The sequence below is a fragment of the Agrococcus lahaulensis DSM 17612 genome, assembly GCF_000425105.1.
Lineage (GTDB): Bacteria > Actinomycetota > Actinomycetes > Actinomycetales > Microbacteriaceae > Agrococcus > Agrococcus lahaulensis.
Map to the genome: position 1 here is coordinate 651,318 of NZ_AULD01000005.1, position 20,855 is coordinate 672,172.

The window sequence follows — 20,855 nt, forward strand, 5'->3', positions numbered from 1 at the left end:
AAAGCAGAACGACCATGTCGAATTCGACGCTGGTGCTGCCGGCTCCGCGCCGGCTCGCACTCCACGCATCGCGCCACCTCGAGCGCTGGGCCCTCAAGGCGCAGCAGCTCGAGGAGCAGCGACGCGAGGCCGAGGCTTACGAGGCGGCGCTCGCCGCTCGTGAGCAGCTCGCCCTCGACGCGCTCGCGCGCTCCCTGCTGCGATGACCGCAGCCACGGCGGGGCCGTCCCTTCGGGGTCGGCCCCGCTTCTCGTTGCCCCGCTACGCCGCGACGAGCCGGCGCAGCTCGGCACCGAGCCCGCGCATCGAGGCGAGCACCGCGTCGGTCGCGTCCGTCTCGGGCACCCAGTTCGCGAGCGCAGCGTAGGCGAGCGTGCGGCCGGGGCCGAGCACGAGTCCCGCATCGACGCGGACACCGGCGTCTGTGCCGGTCTTGTTCACGATCCTCGCCAGATCCGCCTCGACGCCATGCGAGAGCGGATCCTTGCCGAATGCAACGGCGACCATGCTGAGGTCGACCGAGTGGCGCAGCCACCCGAGCACCCGCTCGCTGACCGCGGCCGACCCGAGCGTCCGGGTCGCGAGTCGCGCCATGAGCCCCGTCAGCCCTGAGGCGGATGCGGTGCCGAGCCGGGCGGGATCCCCCGGTCCGCGGTGGTCGCGCACGCGATCGTGCAAGTGAACCCCCGCGATGCCGAGCTCCGCGCGCACGCTCTCGACCGCATCCAGCCCGATCCGCTCGAGCAGCACGTTGGTCGCGAGGTTGTCGCTCACGGATCCGACGAGCATCGCGGCGTCGTCGGCGGTGAGCGTCGGCTGGGCGAGGTGCTGCCACAGCCCGGAGTCGCCGACCGGCTCGACGCTCGACCGGTCGAGCCGCTCGTCGAGGTCGAGCTGCCCGCGCTCGGCGAGCACCGCGCTCGCGACCAGCAGCAGCAGCTTCGACGCCGAGGCAGCCGAGAGCTCGAGTTCGGGCGAGCGCGAGAGGAGCGCCTCGCCGCTCGCGACGTCGCGCACGAGCACCGACCAGGTCGCGCTGTCGGTGAGGGGCGGATGCGCTTGGGTCATCGTTCGGGAGTCTACGAAGAAGTGCGAGATGCGAGCGCAGCTGCCGGGGCGGCGCCCTCGACTCACCCGCCCGGGGGAGTCTGCAGCTCCGCCGCCCGCCTGATCCGCTCGGCAGCGCCGTTCCGTAGCGTCGGAGTCATGCACCGCGAACTCGCCGCCATCCTCGCCATGATCCTCATCGCCCTCGGCGCCGTGGGCGGCGCCGTCTTCGCCGCGCTGCAGCTGGGCAACCCCTTCTTCGCGCTCGCGCTGCCCGGCGTGCTCGGCGCTGTCACGACCGCCGTCGTCGTCATCCTGCGGCAGCGCCGACAGCGCCGGCAGCGCGAGTCGGCGCTCGCGACCGGCGCCGCCTGACCGGCGCCCTCCGCTCGCCCGCAGGCGGCGCGGCTACCGTGGCCGCATGGCCCGCCCGTCGTCATCGTCTGCCGGCGCGCCGGAGAGCCGCGCCGCATCCATCGCGCCGAAGGCCAAGCGCGCGCTCTACCGCTGGCTGCCGCCCGACCGCATCGCGATCGCCGTGCGCACCGCGATCGCGGCGATGGTCGCGCTCGCGATCGGCGCGGCGCTGCCGGACGGGCTCTCGGACTACGCGTACGCGGCTCCGCTCGGCGCCTTCATCACCGTCGGCACCACGTTCTTCACCATCGCGCGCGCCGCGCTGCAGCAGGCGCTCGGTCTCGTGCTCGGCGCCGCGCTCGGAATGGCGATGCTGTGGATCGACATCCCGGCGCTCGCGAAGATCGGCATCATCGGCGCGGTGGGCGTCGTGCTGCAGGGCGCGGCGACGCTCGGCATCGGCGCGAGCGTCGTGCCGGTCGTCGCGGTGCTCGTCATCCTCTTCGGCGGCGCTGACCCTGACGGCTACGCGACCGGCTACGTCGGCCAGTTCACGCTCGGGCTCGTCGTCGGCGTGCTCGTCAATGCGCTCGCGCGGCCGCCGCTCTGGGACCGTGAGGCGCACCGACGCATCAACTCGGCGGTGCTCGAGCTCGCCGAGCGCTTCGAGGAGCTCGCCGACACGCTCCGCGGCGAGTGGCCGCCGGAGCGCGAGGACTGGGCCGGCTGGGGCGCCGAGCTCGAGGGCTGGGTGGATGCGCTCGCCGACGACGTGCGCGAGGCTCGCGAGAGCCGTCGGCTCAACCCGCGAGCGAAGTTCCGCCCGCACGACGTCGAGCGCGACGCCGAGGCCGTCGCGGCGCTGCGGGCGGTGGTGCACCGGGCGATCGATGTGCTCGACGCGCTCTCGAGCGCCGCGTGGGCCGAGCCGGTCGCGGTGAGCATCGACGAGGCCGAGCGGCAGGTCGCCGCCGACGCGATCGACGCCCTCGCCGCGCACTTGCGCGCGTGGGAGGAGCTCGACGGCATCGAGCAGGCGTCGGATGCGTCGGCCAAGGCGATCGACGCCCTCTACGAGGAAGCGGTCACCCGGGCCCGCCCTGAGTCGGGTCTCGCCGCGGTCGTGTTCGCCCTGCGGGCGATCCGCAGCCGCATCGATCGCGAGGCGGCATCCGCTGCGTCGCAGGTGCAGAGCCCGTAGCCGCCGTCGCGCACGTTCCTGGCACGCAGATGTGTGGCGATCCGCGCTGAATAGCGGGCGATGAGCGCCGATCGCCACACATCTGCTGACCCGGGTGCCGCCGCGACGCGTCAGTCGTCGCCGACGACTGCCGAGCCCCGCATCGGCGCGACGAGCAGCGCTCCGCCTTCGCGCATCCACACCTGCCCCGTCGCGCGCTTCTCCTCCCGCGTCGCGAACCGGTAGCGGTAGACGCGCGCCCGCACCCACGTGGGGCGACGTCCGCCGAACGGATCTCGCGCGAGCAGCCGCAAGGTAGGCCGGTCGGCTTCCAGCAGGCGCACGAGCAGCATCCGGAACCACGGCCCGCGCGCGCCGAGCGCGAGGAACCACATGAGCCAGTCGAGCCGCAGGTGGTACGGCGCGAACCAGCCCGGCACGCGCCGCACGTCGCCCGGCTTGCCCTTGAACTCGTACTCGACCCAGTCGCCGTCGCGCGGCTCCGCCTCGAGCGTGCCCTCGATGACGATCTCGTCGCGCTGCTTCGTGACGGTGCCGAAGGCGCCGTAGGCGTTCGCGAGCCGCCAGCGGTTGAACGACGCGTTCATGAGCTGGCGGCGCGAGAAGAGGTTGCGCACCGAGGGGATCGACAGCCACGCGTAGCCGACGAAGAGGACGATGGTGAGGATGCCGAACCACACGGGCGTCGGCTCGTACTCGCGCGTCGACGGCCAGGCGGGCACGAACCGCGCGACGACGCGATCGTCGACGGCGGCGAAGCCGAGCACGATCGTGATCCAGTTGAGCCATGCGAAGTTGCCGGTGATGACGAGCCAGCCCTGCGTGAGGATCATCACCGCAGCGGCGACGGTCGCGACCGCGGCGAACGCGAGCGAGATGCCCGCGGCGGGCCCCTCGCGGCCGATCGCGCCGGCGGCCACCGAACCGAGCACCGCGACGACGAGCACCCACGGCGCGATGAGCTGCGCGAAGTGGTTGCCCAGCACCTCGAGCTTGTGCCACCACGCGGGCGCGAGGTGCGCCAGGCGGCTGAGCGGGCCCGGCATCGGCTGCGTCTCGTGGTGGTACATGAGCGCCGTGAGGTCGCGCCACTCGCTGCCGCCGCGGAGCTTGATCATGCCCGCGCCGAACTCGAGGCGGAAGACGAGCCACACGATCAGCAGGATGGTGAGCGCCGGGGGAGCGTGGTCGTCGGAGCCGAGGAACGCGACGAGGAAGCCCGCTTCGCACAGCAGCAGCTCCCAGCCGAAGCCGTAGAACGTCTGCCCGATCGGCAGGATCGAGAGGTAGACGATCCAGAGCGTGAGGAAGGCGAGCATCGGCGCCCACGGCGGCCCCGACTGCAGGAAGCCGGTGACGAGGGCGAGCGAGATCGCGATGCCGACGAGGCAGAGGATGCGCAGGAACCGGTCGGAGTAGTGCCACCGGAAGATGCTGGGCACGCCCTCGAGACCGCCGGCGGCGATGTAGCGCGGGGCGGGCTGCAGGCCGCGCTCGCCGAGCAGCGCGGGGAACTGGAGGAGCGTCGAGAGGAACGCGATCGCGAAGATCGCTGCGGTGCCGCGCTGCAGCACCTGCCTCGCGAGCTCGGCGTGCGGGGCGTCGAGCCACTCCAGCCACTCCAGCCCGACCATGACTCGCTCCTCCCCTGCGACCACAACCAGCGTGACGTCTCGCGATCCGGACGGCAATGAGCCCGGTGGGCGCGATGCCTGCTCGCGGACAGCTGAGCTCAGGCGCGACCGGACGACGCCCGCCGTATGCGCTCTGCAAGGCGGTCGAGAACGCCGAGCACGTCGTCGCTCTGCCATACCCGGTTCCTGCGACCGGCCGTCGTCTGTCGCAGCACGCCGTCCTCCTCGAGCCGGGCAAGTGCCGCGCCAGCGGTGGGGGCGGACACCCCAAGCCGCTGCATCACGAACTTCGTGTTCACGACCGGCTGTCCTATGAGCAGGTCGATCAGCGGCCAAGCCGACGAATGGGACCGTGCAGTCGTTCGATCCCGCATCGACGCGCGGGCTTCGGCGAGCCCATCGATCAGACTCGTGCCGAATGATGCCGCTTGCCTGGCAGAGCGAGCAAAGGTCTCCAGGATGGGTCGAGCGTCGCCTTGGCGGAAGGCGGTCAGAGCAGTGAAGTAGCCCTCCGGGTCAGTCAGCAGCCCGGCAGAGATAGGCGTGGCGACACGACGGGTGGTGCCCGCGCGTCGCAGCATCGCATGCACGAGCGCGCGCCCGGTCCTGCCGTTGCCGTCGGTGAAGGGGTGGATCGTCTCGAACTGCGCGTGTGCGAGCGCCGCGTGCGCGAGTGAAGGGAGGTCGTTGCGCTCGATGAATGCCGCGAGATCTTGCATGTCGGCTGCGACGCGCTGATGGAGCGGCGGCACGAACGATGCGGTTCGGGGCCCCGCTCCACCGCCGATCCACACCTGCTCGGCGCGGAAGGCTCCCGGCGTGTGCCGATCTTGTCCCCGCATGAGCGCCCGGTGCATCTCCAGGATGCTCGCAACGCCCGGCCGCTCAGCCAAGCGCAGCGCCGCGTCCATGGCGCGGACGTTCCCATGCACCTGCATCGCGTTGGTGCCGGTCTCCTCACCGATCTCGGCCAGGGCCAGCTTCCTCGCGCTCGCCGTCAGGCCCTCGATCTGCGACGACGACGCACTCTCGGTGCGCAGGAGGATCGACTGCAGCGGAGCGATCTCTGCTCCGCCTCGAAGCTGCTCATCGGCGTGTGCATCGAGACGCACGAGCGCACCGGTCGCTTCGTCGAGGTCAGCGGCGAGGTCGGCAGGCAGGCGCACCTCGAGCTCCGAGACATGAGGCACGACCGCAGCCTGGAAGTCGCCCCGGTTCAGCTCGGCTTGGCGGCGCGAGAGCCCAGAATCTTCATCGACCTGCCAACGCGCCGTCTCGTACTCGAGAGGGGGCCATGAGGCGATGGGTGGGGCCGAGGCTCCGCCGGCAACCTTGCTCATACACCCACGTTACTAAAGTTTTCGCATGAAACCCTGAATAAGTCATCCACCTGTTGAAGGTTTCTTAACTAGCCGAGAGTTCCGTCGCTCATGACAGTCTCGTGCACGCCGATCTCCTTGAGCGCCGCGTGCGCCGCGTGCCACCCGCTCATGCCGTGCACGCCGCCGCCCGGCGGTGCCGACGACGAGCACAGGAAGATCCGGCCCGGCATCGGCACGCGGTAGGGGTTCGCGAGCACGGGCCGCGCGAGCTGCTGCGTGCCCGCGAGCGTGCCGCCGCCGATCGAGCCGCCGATGAGGTTCGGGTTCCACAGCTCGAGCGCCGCGGGCGTCATCGGCCGACGCTCGAGGATGCGGTCGCGGAAGCCGGGGGCGAAGCGCTCGATCTGCGCCTCGATGGCATCGGATGCGTCCCCAGGCCATCCGTGCGGCACGTGCGCGTAGGCCCACAGCGTGTGCCGCCCCGCGGGCGCTCGCTCGGGATCGGCGACGCTCGGTTGCGTCGCAAGCACGAACGGCTGCTCCGGCATGCGGCCGAGCGCGACCTCGCGCTCGGCGTGCGCGATCTCGGCGAGCGTGCCGCTCAGGTGCACGGTGCCGGCGCGGCCGACGCGCTCGTCCTCCCACGGCACCGGTCCGTCGAGCAGCAGGTCGAGCTTCGAGACCGCCGGGCCGTACTTCCACGTCTCCATCCGCTTCGCGTAGAGCCCCTCGATGCGGCCGTGCGCGACGCGCAGCAGCTGCCGCGGGGTGAGGTCGAGTAGCACGAGGTCGGCCGGCGGCAGGTCGCGCAGGTCGGCGACGTCGACGCCGGTCTCGATCCGGCCGCCGTGTGCCTCGATGACGCGACCCAGGGCATCCGCGATCGACTGCGACCCGCCCCTGGCGAACGGCCACCCGGCCGAGTGGCCGACGCCGCCGAACGCGACGCCGAACGCGCTCGTGAGCGGATGCCCGAGCGGCAGCGTGGCGTGCGTCACCGACCCGGCGAAGAGGGCTTGCGCGGCGCCCGAGCGGAAGACCGAGCGGGCGAGCAGCGTCGCCGGCCACGCACCGCGCAGCCCGAAGCGCGCGAGCAGCACCGGGTCCTTCGGCCACCGCAGCAGCGGCCCGAGGATCGCCTCGGCGGTCGCATTCGGATCCTCGGTCGCCGGCGCGTGCAGTCGCAGCCACGCCTTCGCGTCGACGCCGAGCTCGCGCGCGGTCTGCTCGGCGTCGCGATGCAGGATCGCCGCTCGACCGCCCGGCAGCGGATGCGCCATCGGGTAGTGGGCGTGCACCCACTCGAGCCCGTGCTGCTCGAGCCCGAGCGAGCGGAAGGCCGGGCTCGTGATGCCGAAGGGGTGTCCGGATGCGCCCGGGTCGATGATCGCCTGGTTGCCGAACGCCGGGATCGACGCGCTCGCCCCGCCGATCGTCTCATTCCGCTCGAGCACCGTGACCTCGAGCCCGGCGCGCGCGAGCACCGCGGCGGCGGTGAGGCCGTTCGGCCCCGCCCCGACGACGACAGCGCTGGTCATGCGGCCTCCCGAGATCGTGACGAGCGGATGCGTCGGCCCGGCCGGGCACGTCGCAAGCCTTGCGCGGGCAGGCTACGCCCACAACCCGCACGCGGCCTCCACCTCAGCGCGTTGGTCGAGTAGCCCGCGCAGCGGGCGTATCGAGACCCTCAGCCGCACGCCTCCAGCACGTCCACGAGCATCCGCTTGTCCTCGCTCGAGACGGCGAGCGCGTAGTCGTGCGCGATGCTCGTGTAGCGAGCCGCGTACTCGCACCAGAACGCCGGATCCTCCGGCATCCAGTCCGACGGCCCGCGATCGCTCTTGGTCGAGTTCGTCGGCCCGTCGACGGCGAGGAGCGTCGCCGGATCGTTCGCGAACGCGACGCGCTCGTCGAAGCTCCACTCCCACGCGCCGCCGCGGTGCGCCGCCGAGAGGCTGATGATGTGGTCGATCTGCACCGCTTGGCTGTCGCCGCCGATGCGGTCGTGCGCGAAGTCGATCGTCGCGCCCGTGTACGGGTCGGCGGGCAGCGTGCCGGTCAGCACGGTGCAGCCGTCGTCGGCGAGCGCCTCGCCCTCGAGATCGCGCTGCAGGATGTCCTGCCGCGTCGAGCATCCGTTGCGGTCGACGTCGACCCATCCGTCACCGAAGTCGGCACGGCGGTAGGGCGGGATCTCGATCGACTCGTCGATGACGTCGAGCGCGGCCGCGGTCGCCTGCAGAGCGCTCGGCTCGGGTGCCGCAGCCGTCGCCGCGGGCGTCGCCGGGGCGGCGCTCGGCGTCGGGGCCGGCAGCGCGGTCGCTCGCGTCGGCGGCTCGACGGTGAGCGCACCGGCGGCGCTGCAGCCGGTCAGCAGCACGGTGCCGAGCAGGGCTGCGGCGGCAACAACGCGCGCCGCGCGCGATGGCGCGTGCCGTTGGGCTGGCGGCATGGCGATCTCCGTTCGAGGCGGCGCCGGGCGCGAACGAGCGATCGTCGCGCCGACAGGCGGCTGGGGACCGCGGCGGCTGTTCCGTCCGCGCCATCGTATGCACGCGCGCCGGGCGACCGGCCGAGCGGGCCCGCGCGCCGCGCGTCAGCCGGCGAACCGCTCCCGCACCGTCTCGTGGCTGATCCGCTGCACCTCGGCGATCTGGTGCTCCGACCGCCGCACGAGGTCGTCGAGCAGCGCCCGGTCGAAGCGCGAGTCGGTCGCCGACAGCTCGATGAGCGCCTGCCACATCGAGAGCTTGCCGCGCACGGCGCCCGTGAGGAAGTCGAGCTCGAGCTGCGTCATCGAGCTGCGCCGCATTCGCAGCAGGTTGACCGGGTTGACGCTCCCGCCGGCGCGGAGCAGCAGCGTGAGCGCGCGCTTCCAGCCCTTCGGCCGGTAGCCGAGCTGCTGGATGATCTTCGCGAGGTCGCGCCGATCGCGATCGACCTCCTCGGCGAGTGCGACGAGCACCTGCTCGTGCGGTGTCCCCTCGAACGTCCTCGCCGCCGCGTGGAACGCCTTCACACCACCCTCGGACGCGAGCAGATGCTCGTTCAGGTAGGTCGAGAGGTTTCCGTGGGCGTCGGCGGATGCGTCGGCTCGCGCTGCGTCGTTCATGGTCGCCTCCGGTCGCGGTTCGAGGGAAACGGTACCGATGGCGGCTGGTGAGCGGCTGAGGGCGACAGCGCCTGCGACCGGAGTCTTGGCTCGCCTCGCGTGTTCGGCGACGAGACGGCCGCTGAAGGTGCTCGGGTCGATCGGTTCGACGCGTCAGCCAAAGCCCGCTGCTTGCGATCGGGTGGATAGCATGCGATGACTTGACGCTCGCGAAGAGATCGGTTCCCAAACGTTGTCCACCTCATCACGGTTCCTCAGCAATGTTGCCGAGTACATCAAAGCTCGCCACCCGATCCTCGTCGTGGAGACGCAGGAGGGCGATCGCGTCGTCACTCTCATGGGAAAGGTGGCCGTCAGTCCAGGGCTGAGAACCCAGCGTCGGGTCATCCAGTTCACGTTGACGAACGGTCTACATGCACCCGGCGAGTCCGGCTCGCCCCTACCCCTTGAGGCGGCGCTCGTCCAGGCAGCGAAAGCGACTGAACCGACGATCTACGTCTTCTTTGACGTGCACCATGAACTTGGCTCCGAAGGTCGGCCTGGATCCGGCAGGACCGTTCGCGCGCTGCTCGACGCCGCGCAGGCGTTTCGCACCGGTCGTGTCCAACACACGCTCGTCTTGGTGTCGCCCGTTCTAGCACTTCCCGCGGACCTTGAGAAGGAAGCGACGCTTGTCGACCTTCCTCTCCCCGACGCGAGTGAGATTCGCGACGTGCTGGACGGGATGATCGAGGCAAACGCTCAAGCCATAGAGGTTGCGCTTGACGCTGAGGGCCGCCACAAACTCGTGCAGGCCGCGCAGGGCCTCACTCTTGGTGAAGCGGAGAACGCCTTCGCGCGGGCAATCGTCAACGACCGTCGGCTTGATGAGGACGACATCGCGGTCGTCTTGGAGGAGAAGGGTCAAACGATCCGCAAGTCCGGGCTCCTCGAGCTGATTGAGCCCGCCGGCTCACTCGAGGATGTTGGCGGCTTGGAGAACTTGAAGCGTTGGCTCAAGAAGCGTGACGGGGCCTGGATGGGCGCGGCGGCAGACTGGGGTATCCCGGCACCGAAGGGGGCGCTGATCACTGGCGTGCCGGGTTGTGGCAAATCGCTGACTGCATCATGCGTCGCAACCGCTTGGCAGCTGCCACTGCTTCGGATGGATGTAGGCCGGATGTTCTCAGGCCTCGTCGGCTCGAGCGAGAGCAACATGAGGCAGGCATTGCGGCTCGCCGAAGCTGTCTCGCCGTCCATCCTTTGGATAGACGAGATTGAAAAAGGATTCGGTAGTCAAGGGGGAGGCGACTCTGGCACCAGCACGCGGGTCTTCGGCACGTTCCTTACATGGATGCAAGAAAAGAAGAACTCGGTGTTCGTCATCGCGACCGCCAACAAGATCGACGGACTTCCCCCTGAATTCCTACGCAAAGGCCGGTTTGATGAGGTGTTCTTCGTCGACCTGCCGACGCTCGAAGAGCGCCTTACGATCTGGTCGCTGCATCTTCAGAAGCGGCTCGCTCCCCCGTCGAGAGCCGCCGGAGCGCTCAACATCGACAACGAACTAGTCGACCTATTGGCGCAGGCCTCAGAGGGTTTCTCTGGCGCTGAGATAGCCCAGGCGGTGATCTCAGCATGCTTCGATGCCTTCTCGGAAGACCGGGCCGTGCTGCAGGGGGACCTGCTTCGCGCGATCGAAACCACTGTTCCGCTATCCGTGACGCAGGCGGAGCAAATCACCGCAATCCGAGAATGGGCTTCGAGCCGCGCGGTATCGGCAACGGCGAACAGCCATCGGAATAGTTACAGCGGCGACCGCCTCGAGGACATCTCGCAATGGCGCGGCGGTCGCCAGATCGACTTCTGAACCGTGAGCGTCGAACTCGTCCTCATCCCGATCGGGATCGCTGCCGTGGCCGCGCGCCGGATGGCGCGGGCATCGTCGCTCTGTGAGAGGTGCCGGGCGACCATCGTCGCGGATCGCACTCTCGTCGTCGAAGCATTGACGGTGCTCGACTGGCAGATCCTCGATCAGGGCAATGAGTTCGTCTGCGCACGAACACCTTGGGGCCCTTCGTTGTTCCGGCAGATCGGCGAAGTCTATCTCGCTCGTGTCGACGGGGCGAGTGATGAGGTGACGCTCGAAATGATCAAGGTGTTTGACGCTGCAGCGGGCCGAATTGCACAGATGCGAGGTGTGCAGCGTGCGATGCAACAAGCAACGGAGATGGGATTGCGCCTGATCGAGCAGCGGGACGAGGGCGGACAAGTCCGCCTCGTCTTTGAGGAGGCTTGAGATGGCGAAATTCGTGATGACTGTAGATGCCGACGGCACGATTCGTACCGAGATTCAAGATGCGCCGGGCGAGGCGTGCTTGGGCCACATTGACACTGCTCGACGTCTCTCGCCCGGTGCGTTGGTGGTCGAGTCCCGCGCAACAGAACAGTTCGCGCGGACATCCGTCGAACAACAGTCGCGCATCACCGAAGGAGTGCAGGGTTATGACGCCTGAGGAAAGACTGTGTAGCCCGAGGTGGAAGACGTTGCACTCTGTGTGGCTGGTCGCCCCCGTCATCGCAGTCGGCCTGGGAACATGGATTGGCTTCCTGTTCATCGGGCTGCGGGCGAAGCGCAAGCTGTGGCTGACGTACGCCGTCGCGTACTTTGTCGCGACGATCGCGCTGATGTATCTAGTGTCGGCGGTTCCCACCGGTACCAAGGAGGAGCCGGAAAACACCTGGGTCGGTGGAGTGCTCATCGCCTTCTGGGCCGCAGGGGTAGTTCATAGTGCGCTGACCAACAAGGCTTGGCTGCGCCATCGCGCGTACAGGAGAAGCGATAGCACGTCTACGCCGGCGCCGCTCAAGCCACCCTCGGCTCAGGAGCACGCTGGACGCGAGTTGAAGGCAACAGAGATCAGTCAGCGTGATCCCATTGACATCAACTCGGCAGATGTGGACGCCCTCGTCGCAGCTGGCCTCGCAGCCGAGGAGGCGGACGCGGTTGTTCGGGCGCGCGCCTTGGGCGGGGACTACGCGCAGGTCACGGACCTCATCTCTCGTGCTGACCTGCCTCCCCATCGATTCGCGATGGTTCGCACGCAACTGGTGGCGCTTCGACGGAACTCACGCAGCTCCACCACTCCCTCCTCCGGTCGGCGTCTCGACCTGTGAAGGTTCGTATAGCGCGAGTCCTCAATTCGACCGTCGCTGAGGGGCCGGGCGTCCGCACTGCGGTTTGGTTCCAGGGCTGCACCATTAGGTGCCGGGGCTGCGTGAACCCGCACCTCTTTCGTGCGGACGGCGGGGCTCTGGTGGATAGCTCCGACATCGTCGCCAGTGCAGTCGCAGCCGGTGACGAGGGCCTTACGTTCATAGGGGGTGAACCCTTCGACCAAGCGCCTGCGGCCGCCGCGCTGGCGCGCGTCGCAAGCGAACAAGGATTGGGAGTCATCTGCTTTACCGGTTACGAGTACGAGACTCTCGTAGCTCGGAGCGCCGATGCGCGCTCGCTGATCGAGCACATCGACCTCCTCGTTGATGGCCCCTACATTGCGGACCGCGCCGAACGATCCAGACCTCTCGTCGGATCGACCAACCAGAGGTTCATCCACCTAACCGAGCGCTATCGCACCAGCATCGAAAGCACTCGCAACCGGATCGAAGTTCGTTTGGCAATCACGGGTCAGGTGGACGTCGCTGGGTTCACCGACGCACCGGGCGTGGCGTCGTTGCAACGCACGTTGGGCCGGCGGCGGCGCCCGTAGTACGGGATCTGCCTCGCACGTCGCTCGCTTCGCTCTAAGAACTGCGCTCGTCGGGCAGCAAGCTACCGCCAGCCATAGGAGCGCGATCAGATGCGCTGCTTATCAAACGGGAAGCGGAGCAGTTCACGATCGACGCGAGGTAGTCGGGTACGCGACGCTCGGGATTGCTCGCGGTCTGTGCACGCGACGAGACGCTGCTCGCGGAGCTACGACGGCTTCCTTCGAGCGTCCATGCGGCACGCTTGCGGCATGCACACCGAGGGTCACGCATCCACTCGCTCCGATGCGGCGCTCGTCGCCGCCGGCTGGGTCGCCGTCATCGCGCCGCTCGTCGCGATCGCGCTCAAGCTGCCGACCGGCGGCTGGCTGCTCGTCGGGATGTTCTTCTCGTTCCCGATCTGGCTGCTCGGCTACGCCGCCGTCATCACCGCCGCGGTCAGCATGCTGCGCCGTCGCGGGGCGCTCCGCGCGCCAGGGCACCGCACGAGGGCGATCATCTGGGCGTGGCTCACGTCGATCGGCGTGATGGTCGCCGGCTTCACCGTCGTCGACAGCGGCGACACGAGCGAGTCCGTCGCCTCGACGCTCGCGCTCGTCGCCGGCCAGACGGGCGTCGACTCGCCGGTCAACGACATCTCGAACGCGATCGCGGGAGTGGCCGCGATCGCCTGGCTCGCCGGCTGGCTCGCGCTCGTCGTCGAGTGGATGATCGCGATGGCGAGGCCTCGCCAGGATGCGCCGCGCGTCGCGCCTCCCGTCGTCAATCCGTAGCGCGACCTCGGCGCGCCCTCCAGCCCGCCGTCGATACGGTTGAGGGATGCCAGAGCTCGCCAACGGGAAGTACGTCTCGCAAGCCGACGCCATCCGCAGGTGGTGGCCCGCCGCGCGCGACGCGCTCATCGAGACCGCCGGCGAGTACGGAGCGTGGATGTCCTTCCAGGCGCTGAGCGGCCGCGTGCAGGCGCGCACCGGCATCACGACGAACCAGCCGCCGGAGGAGTGGATCCCGCGCGTGCTCGGCGCGGTGGCGACGGATGCGGAACGACGCGGCGAGCCCCGGCTCACGTCGCTGTGCGTGACGGCCGAGCTCCTCGTCGCGGAGGACTATGCCGGCGTGCCGGCTGGAACGGACGCCCGCACGCGCGAGCGCATCGCAGCCGAGGACCGGCTCGAGTGCTACCGATTCTTCGGCGCTGCGATGCCCGACGACGGCGGCACCGCGACGGTGCTCGCGCCGCTGCCGGCCATCGCCGCCCGAGCGGCCCGCCCCGCTCGCGCCGAGCGGCCTGCCCGCACTCGCGCGACGACCCCGAAGGCCGCGCCCGCGGCCAGCAGCGGCATGCGTGAGACCACCTGCCCGCACTGCTTCATGGTGGTGCCTGTCGCGCCGACCTGCCGCGACTGCGGTGGTGCGCTCGCGGCCTGACGCCGCGTCAGAAGGCGGCAGCGCCCGCCTCTGCGACCGAGTGGTCCTGCTCGCCCGAGCCGCCGCTCACGCCCACCGCGCCGACGACCTGACCGTCTCGCATGAGCGGCACGCCGCCGGCGAAGATGGCGACCTTGCCGCCGTTCGTCGTGTGGATGCCGAAGAACTGCTGCTGCGGCTGCGCGTTGTCGCCGAGGTCCTTCGTCGTGATGTCGAACGCGCGCGACGTCCACGCCTTGCTGATCGAGATGTCGATGCTGCCGATCCAGGCGCCGTCCTGCCGCACGTGGGCGACGAGGTTGCCGCCGGCGTCGACGACGGCGATGTTCATCGGCTGGCCCATCTCATCGGCCCTCGCCTCGGCGGCCGCGATGATGCGGCGGGCGTCCTCGAGCGTGACGTTCATGGTGCTCCCTCTTCTTCGGCGATGACGGATGCGTTGCACGGCCCGGCGCACGGGTCGCGCTCCCTGGTCTGCCTGAGTGAAGCAGTGCGGCCTGTCGACCCGCCAGCGCCGAGGGGGCGAGGGCCACCCGCCGAAGACGCGCGTACTGCAGCGACTCACGCGGGTGGCGGCCCGTCCCAGTGGCGACGGGATCGTGGATCCGCGGCGATCGGAGATCTTCATCGCGTGGCCCGAGACTTTTGCATCGGCCCTGAACGCCGTGTATGGTCGCTCGCACAGGGCAAGACGAAGATTCCTGGCAGGAGTCTTCGTGTGCCCTTTTGTCATGTAGGCGTTGCACCTGTCGGGGCTGACAGAGAGGTCAACTTCCCATGGCAACGAGAATCCTCCACGGCGTCTCCGACGTCGTCTCCTACATCGACTCCCGCACCGGCATCCGAGGGCGGGCGGGCGTCATCTGGTGGCTCGCGCTCGGCGGGCTCTTCCTCGACGCGTTCTCCAACTCCGCGCTGAGCGCGGGCCTCGGGCCGATGACTCGCGACATGGAGCTGAGCTCGACGCAGATCGCGATCCTCACTTCGATGGCCTCGTGGGTCGCGCTCGCGTTCAATCCCATCGGTGGCTGGATGGCTGACCGCTGGGGCCGCATCCCTCTGCTGCTGCTCGCCAAGGTGCTCGCACTCGCGGGCGCCGGCATCGCCGCCTTCGCCCCGACCTTCGAGCTCGTCGTCGCCGGCCGCTTCTTCGTCGGCGCCGCCTACGGCATCGACTTCGCGATCGCGATGGCGCTGCTCGCCGAGTTCACGCCGGCTCGCTTCAAGAGCCGCCTCAACACCTGGCAGGGCATCTGGTACACGGCTGTCTGCTCGAACCTGCTGCTCGCGATCATGTTCTACAACTGGAACGTCGGCGACGCGATCTGGCGCTACGCAGTCGGTGCTGCCGGTGTGGTCGCGCTCACGCTCTTCATCCTCCAGGCGACGTTCATGGTAGAGAGCCCGACGTGGCTGGCCCGCAAGGAGCGGCTCGAGCGCGCCGCGGTCTCGATGACCAAGATCTACAAGGAGAAGTTCGAAGCGGCTCCCGTCGAGGACCGCGTCCCCGTGGTCAACCTCGCCACGAAGGGCGTGCGGAACGTCGCGCTCATCTTCCGCGGCACGTACCTGCCGCGCACGATCCTCGCGTCGACCGTGCAGATGGCGCAGTCCATCCAGTACTTCGCCGTCGGCTGGTACCTGCCGATCATCTCGATCGCGCTGTTCGGCGAGGGCGACTTCGTGCTCGCGACGCTCGGCACGCTCGTGTTCAACGTCTTCGGCATCATCGGCGGCTTCTCGTCGTCGTTCATCGCCGGCAAGCTCGGCCTCCGCAAGGCATCGGCGATCGGATTCGGCGCCGTATTCCTGATGCTCGTCATCCTCGGGCTGTTCTTCGAGTCGATGCCGCTGTGGCTCGCCTTCATCGTGCCGTCGCTGTTCATCCTGTTCCACTCCGGTGGCCCGGGCGCGAACGGCAAGAGCCTCTCGACGCTGTCGTTCCGCAGCGAGCTCCGCGCCGGCGCCAACGGCATCATCGGCGCCATCGGCTCGCTCGGCGCCGCGCTCGGCCTGATGGTGTTCCCGATCCTGCGCGAGCAGCTGGGCCTCGGGACGACGTTCCTCATCCTCGCGCTCGTGCCGCTGATCGCCTGCATCATCTGCAGCGTCATCAAGTGGGAGCCGACGAAGGCCGCTGTGAGCCCCGACGAGGAGCTCGACGCGCCGCAGTTCGCCGACGCCGCTGAGCGCGACGCCGAGCTCGTCCGCTGAGGGGCTGAGCATGAGCATCCGTCGCGGCATCATCGCGATCGACGAGGGCACGACCGGCACGCGCGCCGCGTGGGTCGCGGCCGACGGCACCGTGGGAGGGCTCCACTACGAGCGCCTCGCGGTCTCGTCGCCGCGCCCCCGCGTCGTCGAGCAGGACGCCGCTGAGATCCTGAGGAAGACGACGGATGCGGTGCACCACGCGGTCGCGGACGCGGCCCGAGAGGGGGTGGCGATCGTCGGCCTGGCGATCGCCACCCAGCGCGCCACCACGGTGCTGTGGGACACGGTCAGCGGAGAGCCGCTCGTGCCGGCCATCGTCTGGCAGGACACGCGGCACGCCGACGAGCTCGCGACCCTCGCGCCGGAGTGGGACCCGTGGCTCGTGCCTCGCGTCGGGCGCCCAGTAGGTGTCCGCTCGCCCTACGTCACAGCGCTCCGTCTCATCGAGACGGACGAGCGGGTGCGCGAGGCGCACCGCGCCGGGCGGCTCGGCTTCGGCACGGTCGAGAGCTGGCTGCTGTGGAACTACGTGCAGGGCCGGCCGCTCGCGACGACCGCGACGACCGCGACGAGCTGCGGCGCGTACGTGATCGGCGAGCACCGCTACGCGACGGAGTACCTCGACGCGCTGGGCTTTCCGGCCGAGCTGCTCCCGGCGCTCCGCGACGACCAGGACGCGTTCGGCATGTCCGACCCGGCGGTGCTCGGCATCGAGGTGCCGGTGACGGCGGTGCTGGGTGACCAGCATGCGGGGCTCGTGGGCCTCGGGGCCGTGTCCGCCGGCGACGCGATGTGCGTGCACGGCACGGGCTCGTTCGTCGACCTCAACATCGGCGACGCGACTCCGGCTCGTCCCGGTCTCTACGAGGGAGCACTATCGCTCGTGGCGTGGCGGGCGCAGCAGCGCTCGCTGTTCACGGTCGAGACGTTCACGGCGGCGACCGGGAGCGCGCTCGACTGGCTCTGCGGCTCGCTCGGCTGGTTCGATGACGCGAAGGCGATCTCCGCGGCGGCGGCCGAGTCCTCGGGCCGGCGCCAGGTGCAGTTCATGCCCGCCATGACCGGGGTGCGCATGCCCGTGGTCGAGCCGCGCGTGAAGTCCATGCTCACGGGCTTCGACTTCTCGACGAAGAAGGCTGACGTCGCCGCGGCCGTGCTCGAGGGCATCGCGCACTCGGTGGCGTGGAGCCTCGAGGCCGACGCCGAGGTCGCAGGCGTCGACGTCACGAGCATGCTCGTCGGCGGTGGGCTGTCGCAGAGCGACCCGCTGCTGCAGATGCAGGCGGACCTGACGCAGGTGCCGCAGCGGCGGCTGCGCGAGACCGAGGTGGCGAGCCTGCGGGGCGCGGCCTTCCTCGGCGGCGTCGGATCGCTGTGGCCCGACCTGGAGCACGCGGTCGCGCTGCTCGAGGAGGAAGCGGTCTTCGAACCGCGGCTCGCGCGCGCGGAGCGCGACGAGCAGGTGCACGCCTGGCGTGCCCGGGTGGAACTCGAGGTGCGGCTCGCCCGCGCCGGTCAGGAGCTGAGGGACTGAGATGAAGATGAAGACGGTGGGCCTGCCGGCCCGCAAGACCGACCGCGCGCGCGAGCGCATGACGATCACCGAGCCGCTCCAGCTGCGGCGTGCCGACCAGGCCGAGCGGCTGCGCAGCGAGCGCTTCGACATCATCATCGTCGGCGGCGGCATCACCGGCGCCTACGCCGCCATGGATGCGGCGCTGCGCGGCTACAGCGTGGCGCTGCTCGAGAAGGACGACTTCGCCTCGGGCACGTCGTCGAAGTCGTCGAAGATGATCCATGGCGGCCTCCGCTACATCGAGCAGGGCAACCTCCCCCTCGTGCGGCACTCGCTGCTCGAGCGCCAGCGGCTGCGGAAGAACGCGCGCCACCTCGTGCAGCGGCTGCCGTTCCTGTTCCCCGTGCTGAGCGTCGACGGCGTCTTCGACCGCCGCCTCGCTGCCGGCTTCGAGTCCCTCCTGTGGACGTACGACCTCGCCGGCGGCTGGCGCGAGGGCATCCTGCACCAGAAGCTCTCGAAGAGCGAGGTGCTCGCCCACTGCCCGACGTTCAAGGCCGAGAACCTCGACGGCGGCTTCCTCTACTTCGACGCGCGCGCCGACGACGCGCGGCTCACGCTCGCGATCGCCCGCACCGCGGCGCTGCACGGCGCGGTCGTGCTCAACGGCGCGAAGGTGACGGACGTTCGGCGTGGCGGCGGCAAGGTCACCGGCGTCACGGCCGAGGTCGACGGCGAGGAGATCGCGGTGAGCGGGCGCTCCGTCGTCATCGCGGTCGGCTCCTGGCTGCGCGACTGGAACGGCGCCGGTAAGGACGTCGACGCGCCCAACATCCGCCCGGCGAAGGGCGTGCACGTCGCCGTGCCGTGGCTGAAGATCCAGAACGACTGCACCGTCACCATCCCGGTGCCCGGCCGCAACCGCCGCGCGACGATCACGCGCTGGGGCGACACCGCCTACCTCGGCACGACCGACGAGGACTACCAGGGCGACCTCGACGACGTGCACTGCACGCGCGAGGAGCTCGACTTCCTGCTCGACGGCGCCCGCACCGCGCTCAACGTCGACATCGAGCCCGAGGATGCGCTCGGCTCGATCGCCGGCACCCGACCGCTCGTCGCCCCGCCCGGCGGCAAGACGATCGAGGTCAAGCGCAACCACGAGATCCGCACCGACCCGGACGGGCTGGTCACGGTCGTCGGCGGCAAGCTCACCACCGCCCGCCACATGGCGGAGCAGACGATCGACGCCGCCCAGCGGGTCCTCGGCGAGCGCCGCCGCGTGCGCACGAAGGACGCGTACGTGCTCGGCGCTGCGGGCTACGATCCGGAGGCGGTGGTCGCCTCCGGCGGCCTGCGCGCGCACCTCGGCGAGCGCTACGGCACCGAGTCGGCATTCGTCAGCCAGATCCTCGCCGCCGACCCGTCGCTCGGCGCGCCGGTCGTCGAGGGCCTGCCCTATCTCGAGGCCGAGGTCGTCTATTCGGCCCGGCACGAGCTCGCCCGCAGCGTCGACGACGTGCTGAGCCGCCGCACCCGCAGCCGCATCCAGGCGCGCGACGCATCCGCTGCCGCGGCGCCCCGCGTCGCCGAGCTCCTCCAGCGCGAGCTGGGCTTCAGCGACGCCGAGCGCGACCGGCAGGTGCACGACTACGAGGCGGCGACCGCGAAGGAGAAGGCCATCCTCCTCGGGTCCGAGCCCGCCATGCAGACCCCAACGATCGGAGAAGCAGCATGATCAGCAAGGAAGCCGTCAAGCGCGGGTACAACCGCGGCAACTACACGGTCGGCGCGCCCACGCAGCCGGCGTGGGCGCCCGAGACGCCGGCCCCGGCAGAGCGCGCGTCGCTCGCCTTCGCCGCCACCCCGGTGCCGGAGGCGGTGCTCGCGCAGCTGCGGGACGCATCCGATGAGGTCATCACCGACCAGGCTGGCGTCATCCACGGCACGCGCGACTGGTGGGCGCGCACGATGGTCGCCGAGACGAGCGGTGCGCCGGCGGTCATCGACGCGGTGATCGCGAAGGTCTCGACCGAGGAGCAGGTGCAGCGCGTGATGTGCATCGCCTCCGAGCACGGGATCCCAGTCACGGTCTCGGCGGGCCGCTCGAACGTCACCGGCGCGGCGCTCCCGCTTGCGGGCGGCATCGTGCTCGACGTGTGCGGGCTCGACAAGCTCGTCTCGTGGGACGAGCAGAGCCAGATCGTCGAGGTCGAGGCTGGCATGTTCGGCGACCTCTTCGAGGAGATGATCCAGCGCGACTTCGGCATGACGATGGGCCACTGGCCCTCGTCCTACGCGATCTCCACGGTCGGCGGCTGGGTCGCGTGCCGCGGCGCCGGACAGCTCTCGACCCGCTACGGGAAGATCGAGGACATGGTCGTCGGGCTCGACGTCGTGCTCGCGAACGGCGAGAAGGTCACGCTCGGCGGCACGGCCCGCGCCGCGGTCGGCCCCGACCTCATGCAGCTGTTCATCGGCTCCGAGGGCGTGCTCGGCGTCGTCACGCGCATCCGCTTCAAGCTTGAGCGGCTGCCCGACTACGGCCGCGCGATCGCCTACGGCTTCGACTCCTTCTCCGACGGCCTCGAGGCGTGCCGGCTCATCATGCAGGAGGGCGCGACGCCGGGCGCGCTGCGCCTCTACGACGCGCTCGAGAGCGGCCTGCAGTTCGACGAGCCCGAGCGGCACGTGCTGCTCATCGCCGACGAGGGCCCGCAGGGGCTCGTCGACGCCGGAATGGCGATCGCCGAGGACGTGTGCCGTCGCGTCGGCGGCGCTGAGCTCGACAGCGACGCGATCTTCGAGCGCTGGCTCGACACCCGCTACTTGACCGGCAAGAGCGCCGAGGGCTTCAAGAAGAGCCCCGGCTTCGTCGCCGACACGCTCGAGATGATCGGCCGCTGGCGGGACCTGCCGGCCATCTACGACGAGGTCGTCGATGCGCTGCAGCAGGTGCCCGGCACGCTCGCCGGCTCGGCGCACCAGTCGCACGCCTACGTCGACTCCGCCTGCCTCTACTTCAGCCTGCGCGGCGAGGTCGCGGTCGAGGACCGCGCCGACTGGTACCAGGCGGCGTGGGATGCGGCGAACGCGGTGATCATCCGCCACGGCGCGACGCTCAGCCACCACCACGGCGTAGGGCTGCTGCGGGCGCGGTTCATGGAGCCGTCGCTTCAGGGCGGCTTCGAGGTGCTGCAGGCGGTCAAGCGTGCGCTCGACCCGCAGGGCGTCCTGAACCCCGGCAAGCTGGGGCTCGCTCGCTAGCATCGCGAGC

General features: G+C 70.1%; 21 protein-coding genes. 14 read left to right on the top strand and 7 right to left on the bottom strand.

Going from position 1 to position 20,855, the window contains the following annotated elements; all coding sequences use genetic code 11:
- The first annotated feature begins 14 nt into the window (after nucleotides 1-14).
- Nucleotides 15-206 carry a hypothetical protein gene (locus tag H508_RS0103740; RefSeq protein ID WP_026373076.1) on the top strand — a complete coding sequence of 64 codons (192 nt, stop codon included), beginning with the start codon at nucleotides 15-17 and terminating at the stop codon, nucleotides 204-206.
- 55 nt (nucleotides 207-261) lie between these two features.
- Here H508_RS0103740 and H508_RS0103745 read toward each other — a convergent pair whose 3' ends face one another.
- Nucleotides 262-1,068, bottom strand: a complete 807-nt coding sequence (locus H508_RS0103745; RefSeq protein ID WP_026373077.1) for a serine hydrolase — start codon at nucleotides 1,066-1,068, stop codon at nucleotides 262-264.
- 138 nt (nucleotides 1,069-1,206) lie between these two features.
- On the opposite strand from H508_RS0103745, the gene H508_RS0103750 reads away from it, so the two are divergent.
- Both H508_RS0103750 and H508_RS17320 read left to right on the top strand, forming a co-directional pair.
- Nucleotides 1,207-1,422 carry a hypothetical protein gene (locus H508_RS0103750; protein ID WP_026373078.1) on the top strand — a complete coding sequence of 72 codons (216 nt, stop codon included), beginning with the start codon at nucleotides 1,207-1,209 and terminating at the stop codon, nucleotides 1,420-1,422.
- Nucleotides 1,423-1,468: 46 nt separating this feature from the next.
- A complete protein-coding gene (locus H508_RS17320; RefSeq protein ID WP_026373079.1) occupies nucleotides 1,469-2,605 on the top strand; it encodes an FUSC family protein in 1,137 nt (378 codons plus the stop codon).
- A gap of 110 nt (nucleotides 2,606-2,715) precedes the next feature.
- On the opposite strand, the gene H508_RS17325 is transcribed toward H508_RS17320, so the two are convergent.
- From H508_RS17325 to H508_RS14370, 5 genes are all read right to left on the bottom strand, one after another.
- Entirely contained in the window at nucleotides 2,716-4,239 is a 1,524-nt protein-coding gene (locus tag H508_RS17325; RefSeq protein ID WP_035253736.1) for a lipase maturation factor family protein, read from the bottom strand.
- Between the two features lie 98 nt (nucleotides 4,240-4,337).
- On the bottom strand, nucleotides 4,338-5,579 hold the full coding sequence (locus tag H508_RS14360) for a Fic family protein (RefSeq protein ID WP_035253738.1): 1,242 nt from the start codon (nucleotides 5,577-5,579) through the stop codon (nucleotides 4,338-4,340).
- A gap of 68 nt (nucleotides 5,580-5,647) precedes the next feature.
- A complete protein-coding gene (locus H508_RS14365; protein WP_051222621.1) occupies nucleotides 5,648-7,099 on the bottom strand; it encodes a phytoene desaturase family protein in 1,452 nt (483 codons plus the stop codon).
- A 149-nt stretch (nucleotides 7,100-7,248) separates the two neighbouring features.
- Entirely contained in the window at nucleotides 7,249-8,013 is a 765-nt protein-coding gene (locus H508_RS0103775) for an HNH endonuclease family protein (protein WP_026373081.1), read from the bottom strand.
- 144 nt (nucleotides 8,014-8,157) lie between these two features.
- Nucleotides 8,158-8,673 carry a hypothetical protein gene (locus H508_RS14370; protein WP_051222626.1) on the bottom strand — a complete coding sequence of 172 codons (516 nt, stop codon included), beginning with the start codon at nucleotides 8,671-8,673 and terminating at the stop codon, nucleotides 8,158-8,160.
- 301 nt (nucleotides 8,674-8,974) lie between these two features.
- Here H508_RS14370 and H508_RS0103785 point away from each other — a divergent pair, with 301 nt between their 5' ends.
- The 7 genes from H508_RS0103785 to H508_RS14380 all read left to right on the top strand — a co-directional run bounded on the left by H508_RS0103785 (nucleotide 8,975) and on the right by H508_RS14380 (nucleotide 13,848).
- On the top strand, nucleotides 8,975-10,522 hold the full coding sequence (locus H508_RS0103785) for an AAA family ATPase (RefSeq protein ID WP_245569436.1): 1,548 nt from the start codon (nucleotides 8,975-8,977) through the stop codon (nucleotides 10,520-10,522).
- Between the two features lie 3 nt (nucleotides 10,523-10,525).
- Nucleotides 10,526-10,951 (top strand): hypothetical protein, encoded by a 426-nt coding sequence (locus H508_RS0103790; RefSeq protein ID WP_026373083.1) that lies wholly within the window; start codon nucleotides 10,526-10,528, stop codon nucleotides 10,949-10,951.
- 1 nt (nucleotide 10,952) lies between these two features.
- Entirely contained in the window at nucleotides 10,953-11,168 is a 216-nt protein-coding gene (locus H508_RS14375; protein ID WP_035253742.1) for a hypothetical protein, read from the top strand.
- Nucleotides 11,169-11,208: 40 nt separating this feature from the next.
- Nucleotides 11,209-11,829 carry a ComEA family DNA-binding protein gene (locus H508_RS0103795; protein ID WP_156905972.1) on the top strand — a complete coding sequence of 207 codons (621 nt, stop codon included), beginning with the start codon at nucleotides 11,209-11,211 and terminating at the stop codon, nucleotides 11,827-11,829.
- Nucleotides 11,826-12,422 carry a 4Fe-4S single cluster domain-containing protein gene (locus H508_RS0103800; RefSeq protein ID WP_026373085.1) on the top strand — a complete coding sequence of 199 codons (597 nt, stop codon included), beginning with the start codon at nucleotides 11,826-11,828 and terminating at the stop codon, nucleotides 12,420-12,422. The genes H508_RS0103795 and H508_RS0103800 overlap by 4 nt, the downstream gene beginning before the upstream one ends.
- Nucleotides 12,423-12,671: 249 nt before the next feature.
- Nucleotides 12,672-13,193: a hypothetical protein gene (locus H508_RS0103805; RefSeq protein WP_026373086.1), complete on the top strand. Its 522-nt coding sequence runs from the start codon at nucleotides 12,672-12,674 to the stop codon at nucleotides 13,191-13,193.
- Between the two features lie 46 nt (nucleotides 13,194-13,239).
- Nucleotides 13,240-13,848 carry a hypothetical protein gene (locus H508_RS14380; protein WP_051222628.1) on the top strand — a complete coding sequence of 203 codons (609 nt, stop codon included), beginning with the start codon at nucleotides 13,240-13,242 and terminating at the stop codon, nucleotides 13,846-13,848.
- 7 nt (nucleotides 13,849-13,855) lie between these two features.
- On the opposite strand, the gene H508_RS0103815 is transcribed toward H508_RS14380, so the two are convergent.
- A complete protein-coding gene (locus H508_RS0103815) occupies nucleotides 13,856-14,254 on the bottom strand; it encodes a GlcG/HbpS family heme-binding protein (protein WP_026373087.1) in 399 nt (132 codons plus the stop codon).
- Between the two features lie 371 nt (nucleotides 14,255-14,625).
- On the opposite strand from H508_RS0103815, the gene H508_RS0103820 reads away from it, so the two are divergent.
- Genes H508_RS0103820 through H508_RS0103835 form a run of 4 tightly spaced genes read left to right on the top strand, consistent with a single transcriptional unit; the run spans nucleotide 14,626 to nucleotide 20,845 of the window.
- A complete protein-coding gene (locus H508_RS0103820) occupies nucleotides 14,626-16,062 on the top strand; it encodes an MFS transporter (RefSeq protein ID WP_026373088.1) in 1,437 nt (478 codons plus the stop codon).
- Between the two features lie 10 nt (nucleotides 16,063-16,072).
- A complete protein-coding gene (locus tag H508_RS0103825) occupies nucleotides 16,073-17,596 on the top strand; it encodes an FGGY family carbohydrate kinase (RefSeq protein WP_026373089.1) in 1,524 nt (507 codons plus the stop codon).
- A 1-nt stretch (nucleotide 17,597) separates the two neighbouring features.
- The gene (locus H508_RS14385) at nucleotides 17,598-19,316 is read left to right on the top strand and encodes a glycerol-3-phosphate dehydrogenase/oxidase (RefSeq protein ID WP_245569437.1); all 1,719 of its coding nucleotides are present in this window, start codon (nucleotides 17,598-17,600) and stop codon (nucleotides 19,314-19,316) included.
- The gene (locus tag H508_RS0103835) at nucleotides 19,313-20,845 is read left to right on the top strand and encodes an FAD-binding oxidoreductase (protein ID WP_026373090.1); all 1,533 of its coding nucleotides are present in this window, start codon (nucleotides 19,313-19,315) and stop codon (nucleotides 20,843-20,845) included. The genes H508_RS14385 and H508_RS0103835 overlap by 4 nt, the downstream gene beginning before the upstream one ends.
- Nucleotides 20,846-20,855: the final 10 nt, after the last annotated feature.